Origin of the sequence: Corallococcus sp. AB011P (assembly GCF_003611605.1) — a bacterium.
In the GTDB taxonomy this organism is placed as follows: Bacteria; Myxococcota; Myxococcia; order Myxococcales; family Myxococcaceae; genus Corallococcus; species Corallococcus coralloides.
The window spans coordinates 745,882-763,308 of sequence record NZ_RAVX01000003.1 but is presented as its reverse complement, the minus strand read 5'-3'; the positions used below and the strand labels follow the sequence as shown (position 1 = coordinate 763,308).

Below are 17,427 nucleotides of genomic sequence, written 5' to 3'. Positions count from 1 at the left end.
CTGACGGCCTTCAGCCGCGCTCCGGGGCGTGGCGGCGCAGCCAGTCCCTCACCGTGGGCCAGAGCGTGGTGGAGTGGTGCTCGAGGAAGAAGCCCAGGTGGCAGATGCCCTGGCCGAGACTGTCCGCGGGGGAGAACTGCCGGCGCTCCACGGTGCAGCCGGTGAGGTGCTCGCAGACCAGGTCGATGGCTTCGGGTGGCCCCCAGGGATCGTCGTCCAGGCCGATGGCCAGCACCGGCATGCGCAGCCGGCGGAAGCGGGCCGCGGCGTCCACGCTGGGATCGTCGAAGTAGAAGCGGGGCAGCGACGCCCAGCGGCTCCACTCCAGCGACGCCTGGGCGGGTACGTCCTCCCCCAGCCCCAGCCGCGCATAGGGCATGTAGCCCAGGAACCGTGCGCACAGCGGCCCGATGAACTTGAGGTACAGCGCGACCAGCATCCGCTCCCGAATGGACGGGATGAACCGCAGGCTCCCGGCCTGGGACGCCACCATCACCGCCGCGGTGAGCTGCTGGCTGCTCGCGCTCAGTCCAATGGCGTGGCCGCCGAAGCTGTGTCCCACGGCCAGCACCGGCAGCCCCGGGTATTGCTCCGCCGCCCAGCGGGTCACCGCGTCCACGTCCTGGTCGGCCCAGGTGAGGAACCCGGCACGCGTCCGCTTCGCCACACCCGACGGGTGCACGCCCCGGTAGTTGTAGGTCACCACCGCGAAGCCGTCGTCCGTCAGCCGCGCGGCGAACGCGAAATACATGCTCGCGGGTATGGCCGTGGCGGGATGCACCAGCACCACACCCCGGACAGGACCCTCCGGGCTGTGCAGCGTGGCATGCAACTCGAAGCCATCGGCGCAGGAGATGCGATGCGGAGTCGAGCGTGCCATGGCCTCCGTGAGCGGCTTCGCAAGAGAACCTATCGGCTAGCATGTGAATCCAGGCCGGGCAAGACCGCGCCCCGCGGCCGGTGCGGAAGGGCCGCGCGGGTGACACACTGCCCTCCCCTTCCAGGAGACAGCCCATGTCCCAGCGTCGAGCGTCGTGCGTCTGCGGTCAGCTCCGCGTGGAGTTGAAGGGAGACCCCATCCGGGTCTCCATGTGTCACTGCTTCGCCTGTCAGCAGCGCACCGGCAGCGTGTACGGCGTGCAGGCCCGCTTCCGGCGCGAAGACATCACCGCCATCGAGGGCCGCTCCCAGACGTTCATCCGCAAGGGCGACGAGAGCGGCATCCCCACCACCTTCCACTTCTGTCCGGAGTGCGGCTCGACGGTCTACTACGTGAGCTCGCAGCAGCCGGAGCTCATGGCGATCGCCGTGGGAGCCTTCTCGGATCCGTCCTTCCCGGCCCCCGTCTTCTCCGTCTACGAAGAGCGGAGCCACGCCTGGGCCGTGCCTCGGGGCATCCCCATGGAGCACATGGACTGAGCGCCGTTCACTTCACCGGAGGCCGTGCCTCCAGCAGGCCCCGCACGAACGCCGCGACGGGGCCAGCCAGCTCCGAGAGCCGGTCGACGCGGTCCTCCTCCACGGCCTCCAGGATGAGCTCGTTGATGCCGCCCACGAGCGCCATGGCGATCGCCGGGGACAGCGACTCCCCGGTGCCAGCCGCGTCGAACTCCCGCCGCATCAGCTCCGCGAAGCTGCGCATCACCTGGCGGCGCAGCTCGAAGCCCTTCGGGCCGATATGTAATATCTCCACGAGGAGCGTCCGCACGAGCCCCGGCCGGCTCTGGAGGCTGGAGAGGTACACGGCCGCGCCGATGCTGGCCCGCATCTCCCCCGGAGGCGCGTGCTGGATGGCCGCCTGGATCTCCGCCAACAGCCGGGCGCTCTGCGCCGCGTAGAGCGCCAGCAGGCATGCGTCCTTGTCCTCGAAGTGCTCGTAGAACGTGCGCTTCGACACGCGCGCGTGCCGCACGATGTCCGCGATGGTCAGCCGGGCGTAGCCCACCTCGATGATGGCCTGCGCCAGGCCCGCGACGAGCCGCTCCCGGGGGGCTTCGCCTGAGGGGTCGGACGGGGACATCATGCGGCTCCCGGGGCTGGTACTTGACGGTACCAGACGTCACTGCTACCTCTGTTCAACAGACGCATAGGCTGGGTACCTTCCTGTACCACGAGGAGTCGCGTGATGCCCCTGTCCTCCGCCGAGCCGTCCTCGCACGTCGATGTGTTGATCATCGGCGCGGGCCTGTCGGGCATCGGCGCCGCGTACCACCTGCAGACGCGCTGCCCCACCCTGAGCTACGCCATCCTGGAGGGGCGCGGGGCCATGGGCGGCACGTGGGATTTGTTCCGCTACCCGGGCATCCGCTCGGACTCGGACATGTACACGCTGGGCTACCGGTTCCGGCCGTGGCTGGGGGGCAAGGCCATCGCGGATGGGCCCTCCATCAAGGCGTACATCGAAGAGACGGCGGCGGAGTACGGCATCGACCAGCGGATCCGCTACCACCACCGCGTGACGCGCGCCGAGTGGTCCTCCGTGGACGCGCGCTGGACCGTGGACGTGGAGGTGGGCCCCGACCGCGCGCCCGTCCGCATGACGTGCGGCTTCCTCTACGCCTGCACCGGCTACTACGACTACGCGAGCGGCTACACGCCCACGTGGCCCGGCACCGAGCGCTTCCAGGGCCGCGTCGTGCACCCGCAGCAGTGGCCCGATGACCTGGACTACGGCGGCAAGCGCGTGGTCGTCATCGGCAGTGGCGCGACGGCGGTGACGCTGGTCCCCGCGATGGCCGACCGCGCCGCGCACGTCACGATGTTGCAGCGCTCGCCCACGTACATCGCGGATCAACCGGCCGAGGACGGCGTCGCCCGGGCGTTGAGGTACGTCCTCCCCCGGCGCGCGGCCTACGCGGTCGCGCGCTGGAAGAACGTCCTGCGCGGCATGCTCCTCTACGGCCTCGCGCGCAGCCGGCCGGGACTGTTCAAGTGGCTCTTGCGCCTGGGCGTGCGGCGCGCGCTCGGCAAGACGTATGACGTCGATACGCACTTCGCGCCCCGCTACAACCCCTGGGACGAGCGGCTGTGCGTCGCCCCCGACGGCGACCTCTTCCACGCCATCCGCGAGGGGCGCGCCTCCATGGTGACGGACCACATCGAGTCCTTCACCGAGACGGGCCTCCAGCTGCGCTCGGGCGCGCACGTGGACGCGGACATCATCGTCACCGCCACGGGGCTGAACGTGAAGATCCTCAGCGGCCTGTCGCTGTCCGTGGACGGCGAGCCCGTCCAGCTGGCACGGACGCTCGCGTACAAGGGAATGATGTTCAGCGACGTGCCCAACCTCGTCGCGGCCTTCGGGTACACCAACGCGTCGTGGACCCTGAAGTGCGACCTGGTGGCCGAGTACACCTGCCGCCTGCTCAACCACATGAAGCAGCACGGCTACACACAATGCGTGCCCCGCGTGACGGGCCCGTCCATGACGCCGGAGCCCGTGCTCGACTTCCGCTCCGGCTACGTGCAGCGCGCGCTGGAGTCCCTGCCCCGCCAGGGCACGCGCGCCCCGTGGCGCCTGTACCAGAACTACGTCCGCGACCTGGTGATGATGCGCTACGGCCGCGTGGACGACGAAGCCATGGAGTTCAAGCGCTCCGGGAGCGCCGCCTCGGGACAGGCGCTGCTTCCGGAGGTGAGCACCCATTCCAACGCGGAGGTGGTCCGTGGCTGAGCGCATGCGGCTTCAAGGCAGGACGGCGGTCGTCACGGGCGCGGCGAGCGGCATCGGCCGCGCCATCGCGGTCTGCCTGGCGCGCAAGGGCTGCAACCTCGCGCTCGCGGACGTGAACGAGGCGGGGCTCGCGGAGACGGAAGAACTCGCGCGAGCACCGGACCTGCGCATCAGCCGCCACCGGCTGGACGTGTCCGACAAGGAGGCCGTGGAAGCCTTCCCGGCGAAGGTGACGGCGGAGCATCCCGGGGTCGACCTGCTCTTCAACAACGCGGGTGTCGCGCTCGGAGGTTCGTTCGAGCAGGTGAGCGGCGACGACTTCGAGTGGCTGTTCGGCATCAATTTCTGGGGCGTGGTGCGCCTGAGCCGCGCCTTCCTGCCCCTGCTGCGCCAGAGCGACGACGCGCGGCTGGTGAACCTCTCCAGCGTCTTTGGCCTGGTGGCCCCGCCGGGACAGGTGGCCTACGCGGCGAGCAAGTTCGCCGTCCGCGGTTTCTCCGAGGGCCTGCGCCACGAGCTGGAGGGCACCACCGTGGGCGTCACCGTGGTGCACCCGGGCGGCGTCGCGACGTCCATCGCCGCGAGCGCCCGGGTCCCCTCCGGAGCGACGGCCGAGGAGGTCACCCGCCGGCGCAAGTCGTTCCAGAAGATGCTGCGGCTGCCGGCGGAGGCCGCGGGCGACATCATCGTGCGAGGGGTCGAAGCGCGCGAGCAGCGCATCCTCGTGGGCAAGGACGCCGTGGCGCTGGCGATGCTCGCCCGCGTCTTCCCCGTGTCGTACTGGAAGCTGCTCGCCTCGCGCCTGCGGGCCTGAAACCTGTCCGACTGTCAGACAGGTCTGCGGAACAGGTCGCCCAGGTCGGCGGGCAGCTGCGACGTCACGGCGGCGACCTCTTCCTCGGGGATGCGGTCGCGCACGGCGGTGAACACCGCGGTGACGACGCGGAAGGCCTGGTCGGGCTTGATGTTCAGGTGGTCCGCCACGTCGGTGATGAGCTCATCACGGCCAATGCGCTTGGCGCGTGAAGGTCCCCGGTGCACCGAGCAGGCCCCCAGGATGGCGCCGATCCCGCCGGGCAGCGCGCGGTAGAGCTTCACGTCCTCGCCATCCGACAGCCGCCGGGCGAGCGAGCAGAACACCGCGCTCGCCGCCTCCCGGGCCTCCAGGCCCTGGCTGTGCATGACGGCGTCCCCCTGGATTTCGTCCAGGAAGGGCTGGAGATCGAGCGACTCGTCGCGCCCCTTGACGGGCACGGCGTGGGTGTCGGGAGGAACAGGCGTGGCCATGGCAGCGTCTCCGAAGGTTCAGGGCCCCCAAGGCGGGGCCGTGTTCCGAAGACGCTGCGCATGTGCCAGGGCGCGGGCATCGTCCACCAGCGCCAGGGGCGCGCGGGCAGTCAGGCCGCCGCTGAGACAGTTCCTCAGCGGGGCCGGGTGACGAGCTCCTTCCGTCCAATGGGACTGATGCCCCGCGCCAGCAGCTTCCGGGCCGCGAGCACGGACACGCAGTCATCCGTGCTGTGGATGTCGCCATAGAACGTCAGCAGCGTGGCGGGCTCCACCACGCGCATGTCGCCCACCTGGACGGACGGCACGTTCCGGACGAACACGTCCAGGATGACCTTCGCGCCCTCCAGGTACTTCGCGTACCGGTAGAAGTTCGTGGACGTCGCATCAAACCGCGTCCAGATGCGCGCGAAGCCCCGGGCGGTCAGCACCTGGATCAGCTCCGCGAAGCGCTCCGGCGCGACGAAGAGGTCCACGTCCTTGTGGTCGTGATCGATCTTCAGCTCTTCGTGCGGCGGGGCCATGAAATGCCAGGCCCAGCCGCCGGAGAGCGTGACGAGCGGGGCCAGGGCCCGCAGCTCCACCTCCGAGATGCGAAGGCGTTCCGCGTTCCAGGTCTCCTGTGCCCGCTGTGGATTGCGTGGGTCTCCCATGGCGTCCTCCCGAGTGGCGCGGAAGGACGCGATGTCTCCAGGAACCTGACCAGCACCCTACCCGTGCGGCACCGGCCGGGGCTCCTCGTGGGCGGCGGGCGAGTCGTCCCCGCCCTTCCCCTTGCTGAACCGGTTGCCCAACCGCGTCTTGATGCGGTCCGCGACGACGTAGAACGCGGGCACCACGAGCAGGCTGAGCACGGTGGACACGGACAGGCCGCCCAGCACCGCGATGGACATGGGGGCGCGCGTCTCGCTGCCCGCGCCCAGCGCCAGCGCCGCAGGCACCGCGGACATCATCGTCGCGGTGGACGTCATCAGGATGGGCCGCAGGCGCACCGGGCCCGCGCGCAGCATGGCCTGCATCGCGTCCGCGCCCAGCTCGCGCTGCTGGAGCGCGTAGTCCACCAGGATGATGGAGTTCTTCTTCACGATGCCCATCAAGAGCAGCAGGCCGATCATGCTGAAGATGTTCAGCGTGTTCCCCGTGATGAGCAGCGCGAACGACGCGCCCGCCACCGACAGGGGCAGGATCGTGAGCACCGTCACCGGGTGCAGGAACGAATTGAACTGCGCGCCCAGCACCATGTACGCGACGGCGATGCCCATGAAGAGCGCGAAGATGAGGCTGCTCATCGAGTCGCGGAACGCCACGCTCGCGCCGCCCGCCACCACGCGGATGCCGCCGGGCAGATCCTTGCCCAGGGACTCCACCGTGGCCAGCGCCTCCTCCTGATTCGACCCCGGCGCCACGTTGGCGAAGAGGCTGATGGCGCGCTCACGGTCGCGCCGGGTGATGGCCTGCAACGCGGGCAGCTCCTCCTGCGTCACCAGCGACGACAGCGGCACCAGCGCGTTGTTCGACGTCCGGACCTTCAGCAGCGACAGGTCCTCTGGCCGCGAGCGCTGGCTCGCCAACAGCCGCATGCGCACGTCGATGCGCCGCCCGCCGCTGCTGTACTTGCCCACGCGCACGCCGCCCACCAGCGCGTTCACCGTGGACGCCACCACCTGGATGGGCACGCCCAGGTCCGCCGCGCGAGCGCGGTCCGGGGTGATGCGCAGCTCCGGCTGGCCCAGCTGGTAGTCCGTGTCCAGGTCCACCACCTTGCCGGACGACTGGAGCTGCTCGCGCAGGGACTGGCTCGCCTCCACCAGCTTGTCCCAGTCCGACCCACGCACGCTGAACTCCACCGGGAAGCCGCGCTGCGCGGTGAAGCCCGCCTGGGACAGGTCCTGCACCACCGCGCGCAGGCCCGGGTAGCTGTTCAGCTCCTTGCGCAGCACCTGCGCGAACTCCGCCTGCGACATGCGCTGATCCGTCGGCACCAGCGTCAGGTTCATGTTGCCGGAGTTCACGGCGGACCCGCTGCCGCCGCCGCCCACCACCACGAACACGCGCGTCACCTCCGGACGGCTGGCGACGAACTCCTCCGCGCGTTTGAAGAGGCGGTTGGTCTCCTGCAGGCTGCTGCCCACCGCCGTCTGCAGGCGCACGGACATGCGGCCCTGGTCCTGCGACGGCACGAACTCGCCCGGCAGCGCCTTGAACGCGAACGCGCTCAGGAACAGCATGGCCACCGCCACCAGCAGCACGCGCCAGGGCCGCACCAGCCCCCAGCCCAGCGCCCGCGCGTACAGCGCCTCCAGCTTGGAGAAGGCCTTGTCCACCACCACGCCTATGCGGCTGCGGTGCTCGCGCGACGTCTTGAGCAGCTGCGCGCAGCGCGCGGGCGCCAGGGTGATGGCCTCCACGTAGGACAGGAGCACCGCCACGCACAGCGTGACGCCGAACTGGAGGAAGAACCGGCCGATGATGCCCTTCATGAAGACGACGGGCAGGAAGATGGCCACCACCGCCAGCGTCGCCGCCAGGGCCGCGAAGGTGATCTCCGCCGTGCCTTCACGCGCGGCGCGCACCCGGTCCTTCCCCTCCTCCGCGTGCCGGAAGATGTTCTCCAGCACCATGATGGCGTCATCCACCACGATGCCCACGGCCAGGGCCAATCCCAGCAACGTGAAGGTGTTGAGCGTGAAGCCCAGGAAGTAGATGACCGCCACCGTCCCCAACAGCGACATGGGAATGGCGAGCACGACGTTGAGCGTGCTGGAGAGCGACCCCAGGAACACCCAGCACACGAACGCGGTGAGGATGCACGCGAGCAACAGCTCGAATTCAATCTCGTGCACGCTCTCCTCGATGAACTGCGTCGAGTCGAAGTTGATGCTCGCGCTCATGCCCTCCGGCAGCTCCTTCTGGAGCTGCGCCAGCTGTTCGCGCACCGCCTGGGCCACCGCCACCGCGTTCGCGCCGCGCTGCTTCTTGATGCCCATGGCCTGGGCGGGCTCGCCGTTCACGCGCGCCAGGCGGCGCTCGTCCTCGAAGCCGTCCTCCACGATGGCCACGTCGTGCAGGTACACCGTGCGCCCGTTCTCCTCGCGCACCGCCACGTTCGCCAGGGTCTCCAGGTCCAGCGCCTCGCCCATGAAGCGCACGTTGACTTCGCGCCCTTGCGTCTCGATGCGGCCGGCGGGCAACTCCACGTGCTCGCGCTGGAGCGCGGCGATGACGTCCGTCACGGTGAGCGCGTGCGCGTCCAGCTTCTGCGCGTCCACCCAGATGCGCACGTTGCGCTCCAGGAGGCCGCCCAGGATGACCTCGCCCACGCCGGGCACCGTCTGCAGGCGCTCCTTCACGCGGTAGCGCGCGAAGTCGCTCACCACCTGCTGGGAGAAGGGCCCGGCCACGCCCAGCCACATGATGGGCTGGTCCTCCGGGTTGGACTTGGAGACGACGGGCGGATCGATGTCCAGCGGCAGCCGGCGCTGGGCCTGGCTCACCTTGGTCTGCACGTCCTGCAGCGCCAGGTCCACGTTGCGCGACAGGTCCAGCTCCACCGTGATGTTGGCGCTGCCCTGGCGCGCGGAGGACGTGATGCTCTTGACGCCCTCCACCTGCGTCACGGCCTCCTCGATGAACTCGACGACGTCCGACTCCACCGCCTCAGGGTTGGCGCCCTCCCACGACACGGAGATGTTGATGGTGGGGAAGTCGACGTCCGGGAACTGGCTGATACCGATGCGCTGGGCCGCCACCAGTCCGAAGATGATGGTCGCCGCCATGATCATCCAGGCGAACACCGGCTTCTTGATGCAGACGTCGGTGATGCTCATGGCCGGCCCTCAGCGCCCGCGTTCGGTTTGGTGTCGCCGCGGGCCTCTGCCGGGGGCTGCTCACCGCCCACCTTCGGCTTCGGGCGCTCCTGCTCCACGCGCACGGCCACGCCGTCGCGCAGGGCCTCCGCACCGCGCACCACCAGCGTCTCACCGGGCTTGAGGCCTTCCTTCACCTCCACCCGGCCGTCCGGCGTGCGCAGGCCCAGCTCCAGGATGCGCTCGCGCGCCTTGTTGTCCGTCACCACGAACGCCAGGAAGCCGCGCTCGCTGGGGCGGATGGCCGTCTGCGGAATCACCGGGCTGTCCCCGCGCGACTCCACCGGCACGCTCACCGTGGCGAAGGCGCCCGGGCGCAGCTTCTGCGCGGCCTCGCCCGTCACCTCCGCGGTCACCGCCACCATGCGGCTCTGCGCGTCCGCGCTCGCGGACACGTAGGTGATCTTCGCCTCGTACGCCCCGCCATCCGAGCGCACCGTGAAGCGCGCGGGCATCCCCGGGGTGATCCGCGTCACGTCCGCCGCGGGCACGTTGAAGCGCAGGAGCAGCGGCTCGCGGCGAAGCAGCGTGGCCAGCACCACGCCCGGCTGCACGTACTGGCCCGTCTGCACGGTGCGCGTCTGGAGGATGCCGTCCATGGGCGCGCGCACGTAGGCGTCGCGCTGGTTGAGCTGCGCCTGATCCAACGCCGCCTTCGCGGCCGCCACGTCCGCCTGGGCGGTGGCGGCGCGGGCCTGGTACGTCTCCAGCTGTTCTGCGGGCAGGAGGCCCGGGCTCTGCGCGTTGACCTCCGCGCGGCGCTGGGCGCCGGCCTTGGCCTCCACCAGCGCGGCCTGGGCCTTCTGCAGCGCGGCCTCCGCGGCGCGCACGGCGATGGCGTAGCGCGCGGGTTCGATCTCCGCGAGCGTGTCGCCCTTCTTCACCGTCTGGCCTTCCGCGAAGGACACCTTCTCCAGGGCGCCCGGGACGCGCGCGGTGATCTGCACGCTCTCGAAGGCCTCCACCGCGCCCACGGCGCTGACCGCGTACTCCACGTCGCGCGCCTCCACGGGCGCGACCTCCACGGGGAACTGGGTGGGGCCCCGGCCCGCGCCCTTGCCGCCTTGCGCGGGCGCGTCCTTCTTGCAGCCAGGGGCCAGGGCCAGCACGGCCAGCGACAGGGCCAGCACTCCAGTGCGTTGCATTGCCTTCACGGTTCCTTCCCCAGTGGATTCAGTCCGACAGCGGCCCGCAGGCCCAACAGCGCCACGCCCAGCCCATAGCGGTTCTGGGCGAGCGCCACCTCCGCCTCGAAGAGGCTGAGCGACGCGTCCGCCAGGGTGAGCGCGGTGGACAGGCCCTGGCGGTAGAGGATGCCTGTTTCCGCGGCGTTCTTCCGCGCCGCCTTCGCCGCCTGCTCGCTCTGCGCGAGCGCGGCCCGCGCCGTCTCCAGATTCACCCTCGCCTGCTCGATGTCCACCGGCACGCGGCGCGTCGCGGCCTGGGTGTTCAGCTCCGCGACGTTGGCGATGGCCACGCGCTCGTCGCGCTCCGCGTAGCGGGTGCCGCCGTCGAAGAGCGTCCAGGTGAGGTCCAGGGCGAGGAAGCCATCACCGACGTTGCCGTTGAGGCCCGCCTCGTTGGTGAGGCGGTACTGCGCGCTCGCGCCCAGGGACGGCAGCAGTCGCGCCAGGGGCTCCTTCGCGCTCTCCCGTAGCGAGCGCACGCGCAGGCGCGCGGAGAGGATGTCCGGCCGCCGGTCCGTGGCCCCCTGCGTGAGCAAATCCAAAGGCGGCGTGGGCCGCACTGCGTCCGCGAGCAGCGGCTCCGGCGGCGTGAGCTCCCCCTGCACGGGCTCCACGAGCAGGTAGCCCAGCTCCAGGCGGCTCGTCTCCGCGGTGCCCAGGGCGGCGGCGAGATTGGATTCAGCGGTGGCCAGCTCCAGCTCCGCGCGGGTGACGTCGTTGGTGCTGGCGAGCCCGGAGCTGGCGCGGGCCTGCGCGTCCGCCAGGCTCTGCTTCGCGTAGGCCAGGCGCTGCTCGGCGGCCTGGTACACCTGCTGGTTGGCCAGGGTGACGAGGAAGGCGTTGGCGGCGCTGAAGGCCACCTGGCGGCGCGTCTCCACGGCGTCCAGCTTGGAGGCTTCACTCTCCAGCTTCGCGGCCTTGTAGAGCGGGAAGCCGCGCGCGTCGAAGAGGGCGACCCGGCCGGAGAAGACCGCGCCCAGGGCGTTGTACTTCTGGAGCACGACGGTCTGTCCGCCGACCTCGCGCGTGGACTCACGCAGGCGCCGCGTGTAGGTGCCAGCGGCCGTAATGGTGGGCAGGAAGAAGGCGCGGGCGCGGGCGACGCGGGCCTGGGCGGCCTCGGCCGTCTGCCCCGCGGCGAGCACGGCCTCGTTCTTCTGCGAGGCGAGCTCCACGGCGCGCTCCAGCGTCAGCGGCGCGGCACCGGCGTCCGGCTTCGGCGGCTTGGGGAAGGCGCTGGCGGGAGCCTCGGTGGCGGGCGCCGGAGGCGTCTGGGCGGAGGCGTCCGGGGCCAGCGCGCAGAGGCAGGCACCCAGGGGCGCGGCGAAGAGGGCACGGCGGACGGTGGGCATAAGGCGTGCGGTGGAACGGGCCAATGTTGAAAGGTCAGCGGCCCCTATACACGGAAGCCGTCATCTGGGGGGTGATGAGCGGAGCGTGTCTGGACGATGCCTCGCGCAGCGGACTAAGGGTCGGGGAAGAAGGCTCTCGGGTTGAATTGCCGACGGGTGGCGACATCGCCCTACTCCGGGTGTGGGCGCGCCCCAGAATGCGTGCCCCATGCGTTTATTCCTGGTTGCTGTGCTCGCGAGCACCCTCGCGGGGTGCCCCAAGGGCGATGAGCTCAAGTCCGCCGCGCTGAGCGTGAAGCTTCATTACGAAGGATTTCGGCCGGGGTGCGTGACGCTGACGGTCACGGATCAGGAAGAGGTTTCCCGGCAGGTCACGACGAACGTGAACGTGTCCGCCGGTGCGCCTCCGGGCACGCTGTCCGTGGCGGTGTTCCGGCAGGCCGGCTGGAGCAACGACGTGAAGCTCCTGGCCCAGGCGCACGAGCAGTCCTGCGAGGGCGCCCGGGTGGCGACCGCGGAGGCCACCGCGAGCCTCGCGAAGGACGGCATCACGCCGGTGGAATTGTCACTGGGCGCGATGGACGCGGACGGCGACGGCTTCGTGCGCAGGGAGGACCAGGGCACGGACTGCGACGACCGCGATGCGGACCGCAAGGGCCCCACGCCCTGGTACGACGACGCGGACGGCGACAACTACGGCAACCGCCTGTTGCCCCCACGGGTGACGGCCTGCGAGGGCCCCGCGTTGACCGCGTCCCGGACCGGGGACTGCGACGATCGCGACGCGAGCGTCCACCCTGATCAGGCGGAGTTCCGCTGCGACGGCCGGGACGACAACTGCGATGACGTGAAGGACGAGTCGTTCGACGTGGGCGGGAACTGCTTCAACGACTCCCAGTGCCCCGGCGCGAACGTCTGCGGCAATGGAGGCGTCGTCTGCAACAGCACCGTCACGCCCACGGCTTACTACGTGGACGAGGACGGCGACGGAAAGGCGGGCGCGGAGGCGGGCCGGACGTGCGGACCGATTCCCGCGGGCACGAGCACGGTGTCCACCGACTGTGACGAAAGCACCGTCTATGTGGCGAACGGGCTTCCGGAGGTCTGCGACCGGCTGGACAACAACTGCGCGGGCGGCGTGGACGAGGGCGCCACCTGCGCCACGCTCACCTGGCGTGAGAACCAGCAGGTCGATGGGGATGTCCCCTGGAACGCCATCACCCTGCATGGGACCCAGGGGGCCTGGTTCGCGAGCAAGAACAAGCTTGCCTACGCCACCTCCACCACCCTGACGTCCTTCAAGTGTGGTGGGGATTGGAAGGCGGCGTGGACCAGCAGCACCGGGCGGGTGTTCCTGGCGGGCGCGAATGGAGAGCTCACCACCCGCACGCCAGCAGACCCGACCGGCACCGATTGCGTGCCCGTGGTCGCAGCCGGAAACACCAGCATGCTCAATGGGATTGTCGGGCTGGAACAGCCAGGCAGCGAGCCCGTCCTCTACGCCGTGGCGAGCAACGGAAACATCGTGCGTTGGCGCAGGCCGGATGCGCCCACGGTCGTGACCCAGGTCCCGGCCAACCTGCGAGCCATTGATGGCCTGGGGACACCTGACACGCTCATGGCCGTGGGCTTTGTCACCGTTGGAAGCCAGTCGACGATCCGGGTCTTCCGCTCCAATTCAGATGGAAGCGCCTGGCAGGAGGATTCGTTCAACCCTCCCATCGCGGGCTCTCTGCGCGGAGTGGACGTCGTGAACAGCCGCCTTGCATTCGTGGCGGGAGATGATGGGCTGGTGCTCCAGGGATATCGCGGGGCGTGGAGCCCCTTGCCCCAGGCCAGCTACCTGGGAACCCGACTCAACGCCCTGGACGTTCAGGGCCTGGCGCAGGGCAAGGTCTACGTGGCCGCCGGGCAGGGAGGCGTCTTCTTCTTCGATGGAAGCACCTGGCTCTCCGCCCACCCAGGCACGAACGCGCTCCGGTCCCTGGATTCGACATCCCCCACGAACATCGGAGTCGTGGGCGACCATGGAACCGTCATCTACTGGCGGCCCTGAAGAGGAGCCATCTCCCGCTGCCATGGACCTGCGCGCCGAAGCCCTGACCCTCCGCTATGGCACCCGGACCGTGCTGGAGCCCACGGACTGCCACGTCCCGCCCGGCACGCAGGCGCTGGTGCTGGGGCGTTCGGGCTCGGGCAAGACGACGCTCCTGAAGGCCTTCGCGGGCCTCCTGCGCCCCTCCTCCGGACGGGTGACCTGGGACGGTCAGGACGTCGCCGGGCTCTCGGCGCCGGAGCGGCGCGCACAGCAGGCGTCGTTCGGCTTCGTGTTCCAGACGGACGCGCTCTTCGACTCGCTGACGGTGCGGCAGAACGTGATGCAGCCGCTGCTGCGCCGTCGAGTGCCGGAAGCGGAGGCCCGCGAGCGGACGGACGCGGTGCTGCGCTCGGTGGGGCTGGCGGACGCGGCGGACACGCTGCCGGAGCGGCTGTCCGGCGGCATGAAGAAGCGCGCGGGGCTCGCGAGGGCCATCGCGGCGAGGCCGGCGGTGCTGCTGGCGGATGATCCGTTCGCGGGCCTGGATCCCGGCACGGCGCGTCAGGTGGCCAGGGTGCTCCTGGAGGTCGCGGGCCAGGGAACGCTGCTGGTGGCGGCGCCGGAAGCGCCGGTGGATCTTCCCCTGCCCCGCTGGTTGTACCTGCGAAGCGGCAGACTGGTGCACGATGGGGCCCCGGCGCCGCAGCTCGAAAGCGCGCCGGACGAGGCCCTCGCATGACTCCGCGGTCCCAGCACCCGTGAGCACCACCGCCCTGGCCTGGCTGGGACGCTCGGCGATGCAGGCGGTGGGCGGCGTGGGAGCGCTGGCCCTGGTCGCGGGCCGCACGGCCTGGGGCCTGCGCAGGTTGGAGCGGCGCGAACTGGCGCGAGGGCTGGTGCAGTTCGGCTACGGGTCGCTGCCCCTGGCGCTGGCGACGGCGGCGCTGGCGGGCGTCATCGTGGTGGTGCAGGCGGCGCTCTACATCCAGCGCTTCGGAGCGAGGGCCTTCCTGGGATGGGCCGCGGGCTACGGAGTGCTGTGGGAGTTCGGCCCGCTGCTGCTGGGGCTGATCATGTCGGCGCGGATCGGCGCGAGGAACGCGGCGGAGCTGGCCACGCTGAAGGTGGGCGGACAGATTGAAGGCCTGCGAGGCATTGGCCTGGATCCGTTCGCGCTGCTGGTGGCGCCCCGGGTGGTGGCGATGGAGCTGAGCATGCTCGGGCTGAGCACGTTCACGTTCCTGGTGTCCATCCTCTGCGAGGCGGTGGCGGCGAAGCTCACGCTGGACCTGCCGGTGCGGGTGTTCTTCGGGACGTTCGCGCAGATGCTGAGCCCGTCCGACCTCCTGGGGGGCGTGGTGAAGACGGGAGCGTTCGGGCTGGCCATCTCGCTGGTGTCCACGGCGGTGGGGCTCAGGGCCAAGGGAGGCGCCCGCGCCGTGGGAGAGGCCGCGGCGAGCGCGGTGGTGCTGGGCTGCGCGGCCATCTTCCTGTTGGACTTCCTGCTGACGTCGCTGCTGTCGAAGGTGCTCGCATGAAGCGCGTGCTGCTCTTCTTCGGGGCGCCGGGAGTGATGCTGGCGCGCACGGTGCGGGCGGGCGCGCGGGAGGGAATCCCGTGGCGTGAAACCCTGGCGCAGGTGCACGAACTGGGCGGGCGCAGCGTGTTGCTGGTGATGTCCGGCATGGCCTTCTTCGGCGCGGTGCTGGTGATGATCGCCAACGCGCAGGCGAAGAAGCTGATCGGCAACGTGGCGGTGCTGGGCCCGGCCTACTTCGAGATGCTGGTGCGCGAGCTGGGCCCCGCGGTGTCGGCGCTGCTGACGGCGTCGCGAGCGGGCGCGAGCCACTCCGCGGAGCTGGCCACGATGAGCGTGAACGAGCAGGTGGAGGCGCTGGAGATGTCCGCGGGGGATCCCTACGCGGACCTCGTGGCGCCCCGGGTGGTGGCGGGGTTGGTCGGTGTGCCGCTCCTGAGCGTGCTGGGGACCCTCGCGGCGACGGCGTCGGCGGTGCTGGTGGCGAGCGTGGCGTTGAACATCGACGGCCGGGCGTTCATGGACGCGAGGTACGTGGATGGGTGGGACGTGCTGGTCGGAGGGCTGAAGGTCGTGGCCTGCGGGCTGTACATCCCGCTCGCGGCGGCGGTGGCGGGGTTGAACGCCCGGGGCGGCGCGGAGGCGGTGGGCGAGGCCACGACGGAAGGCGTCGTGGCGGCCAGTCTGGGATGTCTGTTGATTGACCTGACGGTGTCGCTTGCGTTCCAGTTCGTGCGCCTGTGAATGACACCGGTCCGGACACGCTGCTCTTCGAGGACGTGGCGATCGCCTTCGAGCAGGGCCGCCGCGTCCTGGACGGCCTGAGCGCGCAGGTCTCCACGAGGGAGCTGACGTTCATCGCGGGAGCGAGCGGCTCCGGCAAGAGCGTGCTGTGCCGGCTGGCGGTGGGCCTGCTGAAGCCCCAGGCCGGCAAGGTGACGCTGTTCGGGGAGCGGGTGGACACGCAGCCGGAGAGGACGCTGGTGACGCTCCGTCGCCGGGCGCCGTATCTGGTGCAGGGCCCCGCGCTGCTGGACTGGAGGACGCTGAGGGAGAACGTGCGCCTCGCGGATCCGAGCGCCCCGGAGGAAGCCGTGGAGACGGCGCTGGAGAAGGTGGGCTTGAAGGAATGGGCGGACCGGCTGCCGCCGGAGCTGGGGCCCGGGGCGAAGAAGCGGGCGGCCATCGCGAGGGCCCTGGTGCTCAAGCCGCGCTACCTGCTGTTGGACGAGCCGACGACGGGCTTGGACCGGAGGGCGGCGATGCAGGTGGAGGCGGTGTTGGCGTCGTTGAAGGAGCAGGGCCTGGGGGCGCTGGTGGTGTCGCACGACTACCGGCAGTTGAGAGGCATCGCGGACCGGGTGCTGGTGGTGGCGAAGGGGCGCAGCGCGTACCTGGGGAGCCCGGAGGGCTTCCTGGAGTCCCCTGCCCCGGAGCTGCGGACGCTGACAGCGCCGTTCATGGAGGGCGCGACGGATGGATGAGCAACGGCTGGAGTTGAAGGTCGGAGCGCTGGTGCTCGCGACGCTGGTGGGAGTGCTGGTGTTGCTCTGGTTGATGGGAGAGCTGACGCTGGGCCGGGGCGCGAAGCTGGAAGTGGACTTCGCGCACACGGGCAACGTGGTGCAGGGAGCCCCGGTGAAGCTGGGAGGCGTCCAGGTGGGCAAGGTGGACACCATCCATCTCCTGGCGGACCGAAGGGACGCGAAGGGCCTCCCCCTCCCCGTCCGCATGGACCTGTCCGTGGAGCCCGCGGCAAGGGGCGCGCTACGCAAGGACGCCAGGGTGACGGTGGGAACGGTGGGCCTGCTGGGTGAGCCCTATCTGGAGTTGAACCCAGGCAACGCGGACGCGCCGCTGCCGGAGAAAGCAGCGCTCCGAGGCGTGGATGCGCCGCGCCTGGACCTGCTGTCGGAGCAGCTGTCCAAGTTCGTGACGCTGTTGTCGGACATGCTGGAGAAGGACCCGGAGGCCGTGACGGGCCTGGCCGCCAACGTGTCGCGATTGGCGAGGACGTTGGACGAGGTCCTGACGGAGAACAAAGGCGACGTGAAGGTCCTGGCCACGGAGCTGTCGGCGGCGTCGAAGGATCTGAGGCAGCTCGCACAACTGGCCAAGGAGTCCATGCAGCCCGGAGGCAAGGGAGCGCGCCTCCTGGACGACGCCTCCGCGGTAGCGGCCCTGATGCGAAAGGATCTCCCCGGCCTGACGAAGTCCGCCGGAACGACCCTGGATGGCCTGGCGGCGGTGACCGGCCCACTGACGCCCGAGGACGGCCAGCAGGTGAAGCTGGCCCTCCAGCGCTTCACAGCGGCGGCGGGCCAGCTGGAGCAGATCGCCACCAAGGCGGACCGGATCCTCGGACAGCTCGACTCAGGTCAGGGAACCGGTGGCGCACTGCTCAAGGACCCGGCCCTCTACGACGAGCTGAAGACCCTGGTCACGGACCTGCGCAAGCACCCGTGGAAGATCCTCTGGAAGGACTGA

16 protein-coding genes are annotated in these 17,427 nt (G+C 70.4%); 9 read left to right on the top strand and 7 right to left on the bottom strand.

From position 1 onward, the window contains the following. Positions 1–10: 10 nt before the first annotated feature. Positions 11–880: an alpha/beta fold hydrolase gene (locus D7X30_RS12720; protein ID WP_120563148.1), complete on the bottom strand. Its 870-nt coding sequence runs from the start codon at positions 878–880 to the stop codon at positions 11–13. Between the two features lie 134 nt (positions 881–1,014). On the opposite strand from D7X30_RS12720, the gene D7X30_RS12715 reads away from it, so the two are divergent. Next, positions 1,015–1,419: a GFA family protein gene (locus D7X30_RS12715; RefSeq protein WP_120563147.1), complete on the top strand. Its 405-nt coding sequence runs from the start codon at positions 1,015–1,017 to the stop codon at positions 1,417–1,419. Positions 1,420–1,426: 7 nt separating this feature from the next. Here D7X30_RS12715 and D7X30_RS12710 read toward each other — a convergent pair whose 3' ends face one another. Continuing rightward, complete coding sequence (locus D7X30_RS12710) at positions 1,427–2,023, bottom strand: TetR/AcrR family transcriptional regulator (RefSeq protein ID WP_120563146.1); 597 nt, start codon at positions 2,021–2,023, stop codon at positions 1,427–1,429. 102 nt (positions 2,024–2,125) lie between these two features. Here D7X30_RS12710 and D7X30_RS12705 point away from each other — a divergent pair, with 102 nt between their 5' ends. Then, positions 2,126–3,673 carry an NAD(P)/FAD-dependent oxidoreductase gene (locus D7X30_RS12705; protein WP_120563145.1) on the top strand — a complete coding sequence of 516 codons (1,548 nt, stop codon included), beginning with the start codon at positions 2,126–2,128 and terminating at the stop codon, positions 3,671–3,673. Further along, entirely contained in the window at positions 3,666–4,487 is an 822-nt protein-coding gene (locus D7X30_RS12700; RefSeq protein WP_199724255.1) for an SDR family oxidoreductase, read from the top strand. Before D7X30_RS12705 ends, D7X30_RS12700 begins: the two co-directional genes overlap by 8 nt. Before the next feature lie 14 nt (positions 4,488–4,501). On the opposite strand, the gene D7X30_RS12695 is transcribed toward D7X30_RS12700, so the two are convergent. The 5 genes from D7X30_RS12695 to D7X30_RS12675 all read right to left on the bottom strand — a co-directional run bounded on the left by D7X30_RS12695 (position 4,502) and on the right by D7X30_RS12675 (position 11,365). Then, positions 4,502–4,960, bottom strand: a complete 459-nt coding sequence (locus tag D7X30_RS12695; RefSeq protein WP_120563144.1) for a DUF2267 domain-containing protein — start codon at positions 4,958–4,960, stop codon at positions 4,502–4,504. 134 nt (positions 4,961–5,094) lie between these two features. Then, on the bottom strand, positions 5,095–5,613 hold the full coding sequence (locus tag D7X30_RS12690; protein WP_120563143.1) for a hypothetical protein: 519 nt from the start codon (positions 5,611–5,613) through the stop codon (positions 5,095–5,097). A gap of 57 nt (positions 5,614–5,670) precedes the next feature. After that, positions 5,671–8,787, bottom strand: coding sequence for an efflux RND transporter permease subunit (locus D7X30_RS12685; protein ID WP_120563142.1), 3,117 nt, complete (start codon positions 8,785–8,787; stop codon positions 5,671–5,673). Then, complete coding sequence (locus D7X30_RS12680) at positions 8,784–9,971, bottom strand: efflux RND transporter periplasmic adaptor subunit (RefSeq protein ID WP_120563141.1); 1,188 nt, start codon at positions 9,969–9,971, stop codon at positions 8,784–8,786. The genes D7X30_RS12685 and D7X30_RS12680 overlap by 4 nt, the downstream gene beginning before the upstream one ends. A 5-nt stretch (positions 9,972–9,976) precedes the next feature. Then, on the bottom strand, positions 9,977–11,365 hold the full coding sequence (locus D7X30_RS12675; protein WP_120563140.1) for a TolC family protein: 1,389 nt from the start codon (positions 11,363–11,365) through the stop codon (positions 9,977–9,979). Between the two features lie 208 nt (positions 11,366–11,573). Between D7X30_RS12675 and D7X30_RS12670 the strand changes: the two genes are divergently transcribed. From D7X30_RS12670 to D7X30_RS12645, 6 genes are read left to right on the top strand one after another with little or no spacing between them, the layout of a single operon-like run. Further along, a complete protein-coding gene (locus D7X30_RS12670) occupies positions 11,574–13,421 on the top strand; it encodes a putative metal-binding motif-containing protein (RefSeq protein WP_147443174.1) in 1,848 nt (615 codons plus the stop codon). Between the two features lie 22 nt (positions 13,422–13,443). After that, positions 13,444–14,142, top strand: a complete 699-nt coding sequence (locus D7X30_RS12665; RefSeq protein WP_120563138.1) for an ABC transporter ATP-binding protein — start codon at positions 13,444–13,446, stop codon at positions 14,140–14,142. Positions 14,143–14,161: 19 nt separating this feature from the next. After that, positions 14,162–14,941 carry an ABC transporter permease gene (locus tag D7X30_RS12660; protein WP_233591534.1) on the top strand — a complete coding sequence of 260 codons (780 nt, stop codon included), beginning with the start codon at positions 14,162–14,164 and terminating at the stop codon, positions 14,939–14,941. Continuing rightward, positions 14,938–15,684: an ABC transporter permease gene (locus tag D7X30_RS12655; RefSeq protein WP_120563137.1), complete on the top strand. Its 747-nt coding sequence runs from the start codon at positions 14,938–14,940 to the stop codon at positions 15,682–15,684. Before D7X30_RS12660 ends, D7X30_RS12655 begins: the two co-directional genes overlap by 4 nt. Then, on the top strand, positions 15,681–16,424 hold the full coding sequence (locus tag D7X30_RS43595; RefSeq protein ID WP_120563136.1) for an ATP-binding cassette domain-containing protein: 744 nt from the start codon (positions 15,681–15,683) through the stop codon (positions 16,422–16,424). The genes D7X30_RS12655 and D7X30_RS43595 overlap by 4 nt, the downstream gene beginning before the upstream one ends. Next, positions 16,417–17,427 (top strand): MlaD family protein, encoded by a 1,011-nt coding sequence (locus D7X30_RS12645; protein ID WP_120563135.1) that lies wholly within the window; start codon positions 16,417–16,419, stop codon positions 17,425–17,427. Before D7X30_RS43595 ends, D7X30_RS12645 begins: the two co-directional genes overlap by 8 nt.